This is a genomic window from Ruegeria sp. ABM4_193 (assembly GCF_056158705.1).
In genome coordinates this window covers 557,908-571,033 of the sequence record NZ_JBSWTT010000003.1, presented here as the reverse complement: position 1 = coordinate 571,033, position 13,126 = coordinate 557,908, and the positions used below count along the sequence as shown (strand labels likewise).

11 protein-coding genes are annotated in these 13,126 nt (G+C 55.8%); 8 read left to right on the top strand and 3 right to left on the bottom strand.

Annotated features, from left to right (window positions below; genetic code table 11):
- Positions 1-96: 96 nt before the first annotated feature.
- The 3 genes from ACXADZ_RS20925 to ACXADZ_RS20915 form a co-directional block, all read right to left on the bottom strand.
- Entirely contained in the window at positions 97-1,260 is a 1,164-nt protein-coding gene (locus tag ACXADZ_RS20925; protein WP_475199599.1) for an LLM class flavin-dependent oxidoreductase, read from the bottom strand.
- Positions 1,261-1,470: 210 nt separating this feature from the next.
- Positions 1,471-2,346: a helix-turn-helix domain-containing protein gene (locus ACXADZ_RS20920; protein WP_475199596.1), complete on the bottom strand. Its 876-nt coding sequence runs from the start codon at positions 2,344-2,346 to the stop codon at positions 1,471-1,473.
- A 260-nt stretch (positions 2,347-2,606) separates the two neighbouring features.
- Complete coding sequence (locus tag ACXADZ_RS20915; protein ID WP_253762851.1) at positions 2,607-3,368, bottom strand: DnaA N-terminal domain-containing protein; 762 nt, start codon at positions 3,366-3,368, stop codon at positions 2,607-2,609.
- A gap of 390 nt (positions 3,369-3,758) precedes the next feature.
- On the opposite strand from ACXADZ_RS20915, the gene ACXADZ_RS20910 reads away from it, so the two are divergent.
- The 8 genes from ACXADZ_RS20910 to glnT all read left to right on the top strand — a co-directional run bounded on the left by ACXADZ_RS20910 (position 3,759) and on the right by glnT (position 13,126).
- Positions 3,759-5,066 carry an AAA family ATPase gene (locus ACXADZ_RS20910; RefSeq protein WP_171095421.1) on the top strand — a complete coding sequence of 436 codons (1,308 nt, stop codon included), beginning with the start codon at positions 3,759-3,761 and terminating at the stop codon, positions 5,064-5,066.
- Positions 5,063-6,172, top strand: a complete 1,110-nt coding sequence (locus ACXADZ_RS20905; RefSeq protein ID WP_171095423.1) for a ParB/RepB/Spo0J family partition protein — start codon at positions 5,063-5,065, stop codon at positions 6,170-6,172. The genes ACXADZ_RS20910 and ACXADZ_RS20905 overlap by 4 nt, the downstream gene beginning before the upstream one ends.
- A gap of 768 nt (positions 6,173-6,940) precedes the next feature.
- Positions 6,941-7,624 (top strand): IS6 family transposase, encoded by a 684-nt coding sequence (locus tag ACXADZ_RS20900; RefSeq protein ID WP_475199213.1) that lies wholly within the window; start codon positions 6,941-6,943, stop codon positions 7,622-7,624.
- A gap of 343 nt (positions 7,625-7,967) precedes the next feature.
- On the top strand, positions 7,968-8,618 hold the full coding sequence (locus ACXADZ_RS20895; RefSeq protein WP_475199592.1) for a helix-turn-helix domain-containing protein: 651 nt from the start codon (positions 7,968-7,970) through the stop codon (positions 8,616-8,618).
- Between the two features lie 171 nt (positions 8,619-8,789).
- Entirely contained in the window at positions 8,790-9,686 is an 897-nt protein-coding gene (locus tag ACXADZ_RS20890) for a class II glutamine amidotransferase (RefSeq protein ID WP_171647126.1), read from the top strand.
- A 1-nt stretch (position 9,687) separates the two neighbouring features.
- Positions 9,688-10,371: a GltB/FmdC/FwdC-like GXGXG domain-containing protein gene (locus tag ACXADZ_RS20885; RefSeq protein ID WP_171647128.1), complete on the top strand. Its 684-nt coding sequence runs from the start codon at positions 9,688-9,690 to the stop codon at positions 10,369-10,371.
- 10 nt (positions 10,372-10,381) lie between these two features.
- Positions 10,382-11,719, top strand: a complete 1,338-nt coding sequence (locus ACXADZ_RS20880; RefSeq protein WP_475199591.1) for an FMN-binding glutamate synthase family protein — start codon at positions 10,382-10,384, stop codon at positions 11,717-11,719.
- A 78-nt stretch (positions 11,720-11,797) separates the two neighbouring features.
- Positions 11,798-13,126, top strand: a complete 1,329-nt coding sequence (glnT, locus tag ACXADZ_RS20875) for a type III glutamate--ammonia ligase (protein WP_475199589.1) — start codon at positions 11,798-11,800, stop codon at positions 13,124-13,126.

The window sequence follows — 13,126 nt, the reverse complement described above, 5'->3', positions numbered from 1 at the left end:
AACTGTGCAACCTTGCGTGAGACAGAGCCACGCGCGCGGCATTGCGCGGCGCGTGACCCTTGATTGCCTGGCAATAAAGACAAGAAAACCTGAACCCTAACCTGCAGTGCCGGTTTCTTTTTCATACCGTTCCGTGGCTTCGGCCACTGCCTTCAGTTGCTTCTCTGCCAGCCCATCACGGCGCGCTTGCGCACGGTCTGCGGCTGCCTGCAAACCGCCACCGGAAGACTGGAAATGCGGCATGACTTCGCGCGCAAAAAGCTCGAAGCTTTTTGACGTCGCAGCCTTGTTCGCCCAGTTATGCGCAAGCGTCAGGTAAGCACCGAACCCGCCATTGCTTTGTTTGACAAGTTCGTTGATCTGCTTGACCATCATCTCGGGCGTGCCGATTACACCCAGACCGCCATTCACGAAATCGATCATCTCATCAAGATTGCCACCTTCGACGGCCATCTGCGGGAAGGCTGCCACGTGCTGGAAATACCTGAACCATTGGGTCATGCCGTATTTCACATCTTCACGGGCCTGTTCTTCGGTTTCTGCAAGGTGCATCAACCCGACCAGCCGCCATTTCGCACGATCCGCGACCTGACCGTATTCTGCCGCTGCCTGTTCCTGAATGGTCCAGTGATGGGCAAGAACATCCATGCCCACGGCAACGGTTGCGCCCAATGACAACAGACCAGCCCCGTAGCGCCCAGCCAGTTTTGCTCCGGAAGGCGAGGCCACGGCAGCAACAGCCAGATCGAACAACGGATCGGAATACGGACGCAGATGCAACCGCGCATCTTTCAACGTCAGTCGGTCAGACTGGTAGTTGATCGGCTCGTCCGTCGTCAGCAGTTTATAGGCAATATCAATGTATTCCTCAAAGATCGGGCGCATCTGCTGAGGTTCGAGGCCAAGCATGGATGCATCCGTAGGCAAGGCACCCGGCCCCATACCGAACATCACGCGCCCACGCGTGAGATGATCCAGCAGAACCATGCGCTCTACCGTCCATAGGGGGTTGTGATAGGGCATCGACACGACGCCTGTCCCCAGTTTGATGCGCTGGGTGCGCTCGGCGGCGGCCATGATGAAAATCTCAGGGGATGCGATGATCTCGCTACCGGCGGAATGATGTTCCCCGATCCACGCCTCATCATAGCCCAACGTGTCCAGATGCTGGAGCAGTTCAAGATCGTCTTCCAGTGAAATCGTTGGGTTATGCCCCGGCGCGTGAAACGGAGCCATGAAAATCCCGAAGTTCATCCGCATAGGTATCCTCCCGTTAAGTCCATGCGGCGCTGCTTGCGCGCAGCGCACCTTACTGCCGCTGACGCGGGATCACCCGAAACGTCAGGGCACAGGATCCGCTAAGTCAATCAAGCTGGCCCGGCAAACTCTTGGAGGATTCTGTGAATTTCTTGCACAATCTTGCACAGGCTCGCGTTATCCCTGCCCTGCGAGTGGATCGGGAAAAACGGTTCACGTTCTGCGCAAAGATCCTGGTGTCACGCCCTTTATTTTCTTGAACACACGGTTCATGTGCGGTTGGTCATAAAACCCGCAATCCAAAGCGATGTTCTTTATGGGTTTGCGCGTGTTGCGCAATTGGGAAACCGCACGTTCCACCCGCTGCGTCAGGACATAATCGTGAAAGGAATGCCCGAAGGTCGATTTGAACTTGCGCATGAAATTCCAGTCCCCAAGACCCATTTCGGCCGCAGCTTGTTCGTAAGACAATTTCTCGCGCAACTGGTCCTGAACAAAAGCGACAACGCGGTTTGTTTCAGCGCGCGAGAGTTTGCCAAAACGTGCGGCAGATCCAAACCGGGTGTCAGCATATTTCCGCAGCAGTCTGACCGACATCTCCCGTGCCGCAGCTTCGACGATCAAAGAGCCCCCAACACTGTTTTCTCCGACCTCGGTTTTGATAACCGAAACGCATCTGGAAATACCGGGGTCGCGCGCCTTCAAAGTATCCCGTAAGCGAATGTCGCGCACATCCTGTTCGTAGACCTCGTTGGCAACGCTCTCGACCAGTTCGGCACTGAGATAGACATGAGATACTTCAACCGTTTCGGACCACGCCCATTCCGATCTGTCTGATTTGTTCAAAAGTGTAAGATCACCCACTCCAAGGCTATAGTCGCTCCAAGTGTTGCCCACTTTTCGATGCACAGGTGTGCGGCCTTTGTCGTAGGCAATCACCAGAAAATCTTCCATTGGCGGCAGCTCGATTTCCATCCCAAGATGCCTGTAGCTTCGGTAATTGATGCCAGACCATCCGCGCCCGTCGCCACTGCCCAACAAACTTCCCGGTGCGTAGTCCGGGAGCTGTTTATAGGAAATTTCGCTCATTCTCCCTCCTCCTGAAGCTGAGCGCTCAAGGGCTCAACAGGCAATCGGTCGACAAACGTGTCAGGTCAGGCAACTGGTGGATACCTGACAAAGTAAACTATGGCCCCTCTCGACCTGTCAAGTTCAGGCACTGAAAACCGCAGTGCTCAGGGCGTTATCGCAGATGTGTCACCCCAACGTATGCGTTATCCGATTGGATCAGTCTTTCCCGTTCAGTGAAGGCTTTTGGTCAAGACCCCTTCACACCAGTCCGGCAGGCTTCACTCGGTTGATTCCACGCGCACAACTCTGACAGCGGGATCCACCCGGCTATACGCCGCAAGCAAACGCTGGCTCCACTTTTGCGAGATGTAGTCGGCCATGAACCGCGACGGGGCATTAAGGGTCACAGACCCCCCTGCCCTTTCACCTTCGGACAGGTGCTGAAACCAACTGGCCCAAAGTTCAGGATCGCGACCGTGAAGAATCGACTGAACCTGTGACCATACATCACCCTCGCCAACTTCGCTGGTTGCAGGCTTGATTGCGAAAGGCACGATGTTTGTTTCCGCTTCAGGCTCATCTGTCATTCGCGCGTGGAAATCAGAACCTATGACCGGCCAGACCTCTTGCGTGTCGATCATGATCTGCTTGAGGTCAATTTCGTAAACGGCAACTCTGCCACGCGCCGCGGGTCTTTTGACCGTTACCCAGCCTAATGCGCGAAATTTGGACATTTCGCGCTTTACCGTCCTTTCGTTCACTGTCCAAAGGCGCGCAATTTCTTCACGCCCGATCGACAATTCATTGCTTCGCCAGTTATATCGGGTCGTAATCAAAGCAATGATGCGCAGGATACTGCGCTGTCGATGTTTGTCTCCGGACAACGCATGAACGGTCAGCGCAGAGAGTATATCATATTTCAAGGCCGCTGCATTACGCCCGACCGGTTTAGCCAGCTGCATACCCGTTCTCACCGCTTCATCTGCCTCAGACGGGTTTTCCCCGCCGTGTTCGCGCCGTTTGCCAACGCTTTTCGTCATCTTGGCCTAATTAGCGTCCAAAGCTTCGATTCTGTCAAGAAGAGTCTGAATTCAGGCGAAATTTGCGCCCATTCCAATTCAAATTTAAAAAAGAATCTGGTGAAGTATTGGTGAGGGGGGACATCTTGGTTGTCCCCTTATTTGCCTTTTGTGTCCCCCTATATATGGGTTTTGGGCCTCAGGCGTCCCCCTAAATACCGGGGTGTGAGGGTCTGTGTTCCATGTGGCGGCACGGTAGGGCTGCCGAATCGATTCCAACCCCTAAAGGCTTTGTTTTCTTACCCGTGGGTAAGATTGCAGTCTCATCATATTTTCTTTTGCGTAAAGTGCAAATCGGTCGTAAATAGAAAACGAACAGAAATTTACGTTCCAAACAAAGAGACCCGAGGCATGTACACGCACGAAGACCTGAACGCATTGCGTAACCAATCCCTTAAGCTGCAGGGTTGGATCCGCCAGCAGACCTTTAGCCCCGAGATGGAGAAAACCCTCCGCCGGTTTTCCAGCTGGGAGGTGTCCGAGCTGATCTTCCGGGTCAATCAATCGACCTTCCGAGGCAAGCTGGCGGCGGATCCTTCGCTGCCTGGTGGCGAGGTCGAGCCCGACGGTCGTCAACGCTGGTTCAGCCTGGAAGAGGTGAACGAGTTGCGCCGCCGCCTCAAAGTGAACCGCAAGTCCCTCATGCCCCCGCGCCCGGAAGGCAAGCGCGCTATTCGCGCAGCCGTTGCCAACTTCAAGGGCGGTGCCGGCAAATCGACCGTGGCGCTGCATCTTGCGCATGCGTCAGCGCTGGACGGGTATCGTGTTCTGGTGGTGGACTTTGACCCGCAAGCGACCTTGAGCCATTCGATGGGCCTGACGGATGTTGCAGAAGACTATACTGTCTGGGGGATCATGGCGCGCGACCTCATCCGCGAGACGGAGCGCATGAACAACCGCCCTGTCGCCGCGCAATCGGGAACCGCCCTGCCCCGCCGCGAATTGCCGCCAGCAATTACAGATATGGGTCTTGGCGATCTGAGAATCTCTGACTTCATTCGCAAGACTTCATGGTCCACCATCGACGCGATCCCGTCCTGCGCTAACGCAGCTTTCGTCGAGTTTGCCTCGGCCCAGTACCGGCACCTAAACCCCGAATGGTCATTCTTTGCAGCCGTGTCTCGATACTTGGATCAGATTCCCGACGACGCGTATGACCTGATCATTTTCGATTGCCCGCCGGCCATCGGGTATCAGTCGATGAACGCGGTTTTCGCGGCAGACATGCTGTATATCCCTTCAGGCCCCGGATATTGGGAGTACGATTCCACCACGTCCTTTATCGGTCAGCTTGCTGAAGCTTTGGAGGATCTGGCCTACGGTTTCGACAAAACCTTACCCACGGGTAAGATCGGCCTGCCGAAAACGTTTTGCGAGTTGCGGTTCCTGCTGACGCGATACGAGCCTGGTAACGCCCTTCACCTGGCGATGTTTGAGGCTTTCAAGAAAGTCTTTGGTGAGCATGTCGCCGAACATCCGGTCGAGATGACGCGCGCGGTTGAACAGTCCGGCCGCTTTCTTAGTTCAGTATATGAGATGGATTACCGAGAGATGACGCGGGAAACCTGGCGCCGCGCCCGGTCGACTTTTGACAATGTGTATGAGGAATTCCGGGGCGTCATGCTGTCGGCCTGGGACAAGCTGGAGGATGAGGCATGAGCCGCAAGCGCAGAATGTTCGATATCGATATACCGGCCATGGACGACATTCCTGTTGGCAAGGTGCCGGACAAAGTTCTGGAAAAGCGACGCGGCCCTATGGCCGCAGCGATTTCAGAAAACGCTGACGCTTTGCGGGATCAGCAATCAACAGAAGAAACTATTCGTGCCGAAAACGATGCACTGGCGCATGAACTGGTTCGTTTGCGGAACGAAGGGCTTGTCACAGAGCATGTGGCACTGGCCGACGTTCTGACCGAAAAACTGACACGAGATCGCAAGCCGGGCCCTGACCCTGAATTGGACGAGCTCAAGGCATCCATTCGCGATATCGGATTGTCCAATCCGATACGGCTTGAACGTCGTGCAGACGGTCGGTTCGAACTGATTCAAGGGATGCGTCGACTATCCGCATATCGAGCTCTGTTTGAGGAAACCGGCGAAGAGATATACGCGAAGATCCCTGCCGGTATTTCTGAGGCAAGTGACCTCGACAATAGTTATCGGCGGATGGTGGATGAAAACCTGATCCGTAAGGATATCTCATTCGCTGAAATGGGTGCGTTGGCGCGTGCTTATGCTGAAGACCCCGCAAATGATTGTCCCGATGTGGACAAGGCCGTGTCGAAACTGTTCAAGTCAGCAAGCTATACCAAGCGCAGCTACATACGATCTTTTGCCAGTTTGCTGATGATGATGGACAAGGCGCTCATGCATCCGAATGACATTCCGCGCAATGTTGGAGTAGAGCTAAAGCGAAAGCTCGACGCAACGCCAGGTTTGGTTCGACGTGTGACCGACACGTTGTTGAGTGAGCCGGATCGTGATGGTGCTCGGGAAGTTGCGATACTGCGGTCGTTCTTGGAAGAGCAAGAGCCCAGTGTAAGCAAGAAGCCGGCAAATGAAGGCAGCAGCAAGCCACGGCGGGCAAAAACGACGTTCCAGGTATCGGGACGGGCAGGGGTCGCAAAATGCTCCGCCTCGAGCGGTCGCATTGAGTTAAAGTACGATTTGGATTTTACGCGGGTGGATCGAAGCAAACTGGAAGAAGCGATTTCGGCCTTTATTGAAGCACTGCCCGAGGAAGACGACCTTACCCACGGGTAAGATTTCAAGCCTACATTTTCAAAAGGGCGCGGACACTTGTCCGTGCCTTTTTTCAACCTGTCGCATTGGCTCCCTTGCCCGGGCTCGACCAGTTGCAATGGCGCACAGCGTCTCAAGAGACACCGCATTTAATTCACAGTGACGAGCAAGGGCTTTACGCAAGTTGACGAATGAGGCAGTTGCAACCGGCTTGTAAGTTGCTTGTGCGCTTGATGCTCAAACATACCCCTTCAGAGGAACCAGAACCAAGGTACTCATCTGGAAAACACGACGCGCGAGAAATGCGGCGTGTCGTTGGTTCCAACCGATGAAGGCGTTTGAACATCACGGTCACCGGCGCGTGGTAAGGACAGGGGCTGATACAGAAGAATCTCATGTAGTCTGAACCTTCGTCTCACACGAAACGACGCCATCGAGAAGGTGGTCATTTGTCGGCCAAGAAAACGCGTCGCGTTCATCGGAACTGGGGGTTGCCGAGTTTTGGTCGAACCTCATTCTTAAGGGGAGCAAAGGGTAGGGCAGTGGCTGATACCGTTCGAAGTGTTTGTCTCAACGGCGCACTTGCATAGTGCGGCGATAGGTAAGCTGCCAAGGACGGCAACAGGACTCCCCATGTAGTGTGCAAAAAATGTAAAAAAAGACCATTAAATTTCTTGCGGTCATCCGAATTAAGCCGTGTGGTTGTGTCGCAAACTTTGAACTGAGATTGACGAGCACTCAGGTTTCGCAGTCTGTTCCCGTCGAATAGTTTTCGAACAGGTTTTAAGTATGATCTCTCTGAAAGGCTGCCACTTTCCCAAGGATGCAGTTCTTTACGCTGTGTATTTCTATTTGCGGTACACAGTGTCGTATCGTGATTTGGAAGAGATCATGGCCGAACGCGGCGTGCAGGTGGACCACGCCACTCTCAACAGGTGGGTCGTTAAGTATTCGTCGATGATCGCCGCGAGCGCGCAATCGAAGAAGCGACCAACGCTGAGTTCCTGGCGCATGGACGAAACCTATCTCCGTGTGCGCGGCAAGTGGATGTATCTTTATCGAGCAGTCGACAAAGCGGGAAACACCCTAGATTTCATGCTGTCTGAGCGACGAAATCGTCCAGCAGCAACCAGGTTCTTTGCCAAAGCACTGTCGTCAAACGGGATCCCAAACAAAATCGTCATCGACAAAAGTGGAGCAAATGCAGCTGGCATTCGAGAAGTGAACAGGATCCTGAAGCGGTTCGGCTGCCCAGCCAAAGTACAGACGATCAGGTCCAAATTTTTGAATAACATGATCGAACAAGATCATCGGTTCATAAAGCGGCGTGTTCGGCACATGTGTGGGTTTAAGTCGTTCGAATCCGCTTCCGCCACTTTGGACGGCATCGAGGTCGCCAACATGATCCGGAAGCGGCAATTCTCTAGTGATACGACTTCCGGCTTTCGGATGTTTGCTGAGATCGCAGGATAACTGCGTCCAGCATATCGCTGGCTTTGGTCGTCCCAAAAGTTTGCGACACTACCATACTTATCGAGTGTGATAGAGGTTTTTGAACTCATCTGAAGTAATGAGCGAAACGCCCTGTTTTTGCGTGTAAGGCAGTTTTCCGAACAACCGCAAACTTTGCAACGGAACCGCTTGGAAACTGTATTTACGAGGTGTTCTGATTAGCCCAATTTCACTGAGATTTGAGGAGTGCGCTTGCATGTTTTAAATATCTGAACAATCTGCGAGTAGGTTTGTGGTCGTTTACAGATCACTTGAGAAATGCCGATCCATCTTAATGAACCCGCATTAGAGATCAGGAGGCCAGATGGTGCAGTCACACGATCCCGAGCAGCCCGTTGCCCTGTCGCAGGACCCGCACAAGCTTCGGGACAGCGGCGAAAAAAACCTGGAAACTGCGATTGGGCGCGAGATCAAGGCCCTGCGCCTGCAACAGGGCACAACGATTGCTGAATTGGCGGCACTGACCGGTCTGTCCATCAGCATGTTGTCCAAGATTGAAAACGGCGCGACATCTGCGTCGCTGACAACGCTGCAGTTGCTGGCAAACGCGCTTAGCACTCCGATCACTTCATTCTTTCGTCGGTATGAGGAAACGCGCAATGCGGTACATACCAAGGCCGGTGAAGGGGTCGAAACCGACAGGGCCGGTACAAGAGCCGGGCATCAATACAATCTGCTAGGCCACTTGGGGGCCAATGCCAGTGGCGTGGTGGTCGAGCCTTACCTGATCACGCTGACAGAAGAATCGGACAGGTTCCCAACCTTTCAGCACGACGGAATCGAAATGCTGTACATGCTCGAAGGTGAGGTGGATTACCGTCATGGAGACGATATCTATTCGCTGAAACCGGGAGACACGCTGTTTTTCGACGCAGACGCGCCGCACGGACCCGAGGTTTTGGTGAAACTTCCAGCGAAATACCTTTCCATCATCTCTTATCCGCAAACGAGTTGATGCGTCTTGCATCGTCCCGACAGGCCCGAGGTGCGTTTTTCGGGTCCGCTGTTTGTTGCTTATGATTTAGGCACAGATATTTTCCCATCAGGAAAAAATATTTCTTGAAGTTGTTTTTAGATTTTCGGCCTGCTAGCGTTCCCCACGGCGAAATTTCAGAGGGCAAAAGCCATGTGCGGAATTGTTGGCCTTTTTTTGAAAGACAGGGCATTAGAGCCTGAGTTGGGTTCAATGCTGACGGACATGCTGGTCACGATGACGGACCGTGGCCCGGACAGTGCAGGTATCGCGATATATGGGGCAGAGGCGGACGGCGCAGTCAAGCTGACCGTGCAATCCGACACGCCAGAGGCGGATTTTGCGACCCTTGCCGTGGATCTTGGGGCCGCCATTGGTGCCGAAGTGACCCTGCGCGCAAATTCCACGCACGCGGTTCTGGAGCTGGCCGGTGACAAGGCTGACCAAGCTCGCCAAGCGGTGCGAGAATTACGTCCGGGTTTGCGGGTGATGTCGGATGGCGCGGCCATCGAGATTTACAAAGAGGTTGGCTTGCCCCGCGATGTGGCCGACCGGTTCAGCCTGTCCGCCATGAGCGGCAGCCACGGAATAGGTCACACCCGCATGGCCACCGAATCCGCCGTGACCACCGAAGGCGCACACCCGTTTAACACCGGGTCGGATCAGTGCTTGGTCCACAATGGCTCTTTGTCTAACCACAATGTGCTGCGCCGGAAGCTGAAACGCGAGGGTGTTCGGGTTGAATCCATGAATGACACCGAGGTTGGTGCAGCTTATCTGACGTGGAAAATGCAGAACGGTTCAACGCTGGGTGAGGCGCTGGAGAGCAGTCTTAAGGACCTCGATGGCTTCTTCACCTTTGTTGTGGGCACCAAAGATGGGTTCGGGGTAGTGCGCGATCCCATTGCCTGCAAGCCCGCAGTGATGGCCGAAACCGATAAATACGTGGCTTTTGGTAGCGAATACCGCGCGTTGGTCAATCTGCCCGGTATCGAAGACGCCCGCGTCTGGGAGCCCGAGCCCGCCACTGTCTATTTCTGGAGCCACTGAGATGCAGACCTATGATGTTGCAGAAAACGGCCTGCGGGGTTTGAATGCGGCCCTACAGGCGCAAAGCGACGAAACGAACCAAACCAGTTGGGAAGTGCAGAATCCAAAAGGCAGCCACGCGATTGCCGTGGGTTTGGACGCACCGATTGAAGTGACCGTCAAAGGCTCGACCGGGTACTATTGCGCAGGGATGAACCAACAGGCGACCATCCGGGTTGAGGGCTCGGTTGGGCCGGGAGTGGCCGAAAACATGATGTCTGGCACCGTTGTCGTGGAAGGCGACGCCAGCCAATATGCGGGCGCGACCGGGCATGGTGGGCTTCTGGTGATCAAAGGCAATGCCAGCTCGCGCTGCGGGATTTCGATGAAAGGCATCGACATCGTTGTGCATGGCAATATCGGCCATATGTCCGCGTTCATGGCACAAGCAGGCAATTTGGTTGTGTGCGGCGATGCAGGCGATGCGCTTGGAGACTCGCTGTACGAAGCACGGCTGTTTGTGCGTGGCTCGGTCAAGAGCCTGGGCGCGGATTGCATCGAGAAAGAGATACGGCCGGAACATCTGGAGCTGCTGGCCGATCTGCTGGAGCGTGCCGGGGCCAACGCCCGGCCGGAGGAGTTCAAGCGCTATGGCTCGGCCCGTCAGCTTTACAACTTCGACGTCGACAACACAGCGGCCTACTGAGGACACGGGAATGAAAGAGACTAAGAACAGCATCCCCCGTACCATGCCGATCCAGTCGGCGACTTTCAGCAACCCGATCAACGCGGAAATCCGCAGGGCAGCGGCCACCGGCATCTATGACATTCGTGGTGGTGGGGCGAAACGCAAGGTGCCGCATTTTGATGACCTGCTGTTTTTGGGGGCGTCCGTCTCGCGTTATCCGCTGGAAGGGTACCGTGAGCGGTGCGATACCTCGGTGACGCTCGGTACACGCTTTGCCAAGAATCCGATCCAGCTGGATATCCCGATCACGATCGCGGGTATGAGCTTTGGGGCATTGTCCGGCCCGGCAAAAGAGGCTCTGGGTCGGGGTGCTTCGATGGCTGGGACGTCAACGACCACCGGTGACGGTGGCATGACACCCGAAGAGCGCGGGCACTCGTCCAAGCTGGTCTACCAGTACCTGCCATCGCGCTATGGTATGAACCCCAACGATCTGCGCGAAGCCGACGCCATCGAGATTGTCGTGGGGCAGGGGGCCAAGCCGGGCGGTGGCGGCATGCTGCTGGGTCAGAAGATCAGCGATCGCGTGGCTGAGATGCGCACGCTGCCCAAAGGGATTGACCAGCGTTCGGCCTGTCGTCACCCGGACTGGACCGGGCCGGATGATCTGGAGATCAAAATCCTCGAACTGCGAGAAATCACCGACTGGCAGGTGCCGATCTACGTCAAAGTCGGCGCGACCCGACCTTACTACGACACCGCGCTGGCGGTGAAAGCCGGGGCCGATGTCGTGGTGATGGACGGGATGCAGGGCGGCACCGCTGCCACGCAGGATGTGTTCATCGAACATGTCGGCATTCCGACGCTGGCCTGTATCCGCCCTGCTGTTCAGGCGTTGCAGGACCTGGGTGTGCACCGCGAGGTGCAACTGGTGATCTCGGGCGGCATCCGCACCGGGGCCGATGTGGCCAAGGCGATGGCCTTGGGCGCGGACGCGGTGGCCATCGGTACGGCAGCCCTGATCGCTTTGGGCGACAATGACCCGAAATGGGAGGCTGAGTATCAAAAGCTGGGCACAACCACCGGGGCCTATGACGATTGGCACGAAGGGAAGGACCCTGCGGGCATCACCACGCAGGATCCGAAACTGGCTGCGCGTCTGGATCCGGTCGAGGCCGGTCGTCGCCTGCGCAACTATCTGAAGGTGATGACCTTGGAGGCGCAGACCATCGCACGCGCCTGCGGTCACAATCACCTGCACAATCTGGAGCCCGAGGACCTCTGCGCCTTGACGATGGAGGCGGCTGCGATGGCCAAAGTGCCGTTGGCGGGCACCGACTGGTATCCGGGCAAAGCCGTGTTCTGAACTGCAAACAATACGAAGGCGCGACCCAAAAGGGCGGCGCTTTTCTTCTTTGAACCAACTGGGAAAGGGAGGGTGACCATGACAACAGATCTGGCAGCTTTCGCCAAGGAAAAAGGCGTCAAGTATTTCATGATTTCGTTCACCGATCTGTTCGGTGGGCAGCGGGCCAAATTGGTTCCTGCGCAAGCGATTGCCGACATGCAAGAGGAAGGAGCGGGTTTCGCGGGCTTCGCCACCTATCTCGACATGACCCCGGCGCATCCCGACATGCTGGCTGTGCCTGACCCGTCTTCGGTCATCCAACTGCCGTGGAAACCCGAGGTCGCCTGGGTTGCCGCCAACTGTGTGATGGAAGGCGAGGATGTCGCCCAAGCACCCCGCAACGTCTTGCGCCGCCTGATCTACGAGGCGGCCGCCGAGGGCATGCATGTGAAAACCGGTATCGAGGCCGAATTCTTCCTACTGACCCCAAATGGTGAACAGATCAGCGACCCGTTCGATACCGCCGAAAAGCCCTGTTACGACCAGCAGGCGGTGATGCGCCGCTATGACGTGGTGCGCGAGATTTGCGACTATATGTTGGAACTGGGCTGGGGTCCGTATCAGAACGACCACGAGGACGCAAACGGTCAGTTCGAGATGAACTGGGAGTTTGACGATGTTCTGAAGACCGCCGACAAACACTCCTTCTTCAAGTTCATGACCAAATCGGTGGCCGAGAAGCACGGCTTCCGCGCTACTTTTATGCCCAAGCCAGTCGAAGGTCTGACGGGCAATGGCTGCCATGCCCATATCTCGGTTTGGGATGCGCCCGGTGCGGATGCCACAACCAATGTGTTTGCCGGTAAAGGTGACGGTCCAACGGGCGAGGTTGGCCTGAGCGAGAAGGGCAAGTATTTCCTCGGCGGGATCATGAAGCACGCCGGTGCGCTGGCGGCGATCACCAACCCGACCGTGAACTCCTACAAACGCATCAACGCGCCGCGCACGATGTCAGGTGCCACATGGGCTCCGAATACCGTAACATGGACGGGCAACAACCGCACCCATATGGTTCGCGTTCCCGGGCCGGGCCGGTTCGAGCTGCGCCTGGCCGATGGCGCGACTAATCCGTATCTGCTGCAGGCGGTGGTCATTGCGGCAGGTCTGTCGGGCATTCGGTCAAAGGCCGATCCGGGCCGTCGCTATGACATCGACATGTATGCGGAAGGCCACACCGTGGACGATGCACCGAAACTGCCGCTGAACATGCTGGATGCGCTGCGTGAATATGACAGGGATGGCGCATTGAAAGAGGCGATGGGCTTGGAATTCTCCGCTGCCTACCTGAAAATGAAACATCAGGAGTGGAACTCTTTCGTCAGTCATTTCTCACGCTGGGAAAAAGAGCACACGTTGGATGTCTAG

Bases quoted from the DNA above. Each gene is read 5' to 3' on its own strand.
- ACXADZ_RS20895 (WP_475199592.1), top strand. From the start codon at position 7,968: ATGGTGCAGTCACACGATCCCGAGCAGCCCGTTGCCCTGTCGCAGGAC.
- ACXADZ_RS20885 (WP_171647128.1), top strand. From the start codon at position 9,688: ATGCAGACCTATGATGTTGCAGAAAACGGCCTGCGGGGTTTGAATGCG.
- ACXADZ_RS20880 (WP_475199591.1), top strand. From the start codon at position 10,382: ATGAAAGAGACTAAGAACAGCATCCCCCGTACCATGCCGATCCAGTCG.
- ACXADZ_RS20905 (WP_171095423.1), top strand. From the start codon at position 5,063: ATGAGCCGCAAGCGCAGAATGTTCGATATCGATATACCGGCCATGGAC.
- ACXADZ_RS20925 (WP_475199599.1), bottom strand. From the start codon at position 1,260: ATGCGGATGAACTTCGGGATTTTCATGGCTCCGTTTCACGCGCCGGGG.
- ACXADZ_RS20920 (WP_475199596.1), bottom strand. From the start codon at position 2,346: ATGAGCGAAATTTCCTATAAACAGCTCCCGGACTACGCACCGGGAAGT.
- ACXADZ_RS20890 (WP_171647126.1), top strand. From the start codon at position 8,790: ATGTGCGGAATTGTTGGCCTTTTTTTGAAAGACAGGGCATTAGAGCCT.
- ACXADZ_RS20915 (WP_253762851.1), bottom strand. From the start codon at position 3,368: ATGACGAAAAGCGTTGGCAAACGGCGCGAACACGGCGGGGAAAACCCG.
- ACXADZ_RS20910 (WP_171095421.1), top strand. From the start codon at position 3,759: ATGTACACGCACGAAGACCTGAACGCATTGCGTAACCAATCCCTTAAG.
- ACXADZ_RS20900 (WP_475199213.1), top strand. From the start codon at position 6,941: ATGATCTCTCTGAAAGGCTGCCACTTTCCCAAGGATGCAGTTCTTTAC.
- glnT (WP_475199589.1), top strand. From the start codon at position 11,798: ATGACAACAGATCTGGCAGCTTTCGCCAAGGAAAAAGGCGTCAAGTAT.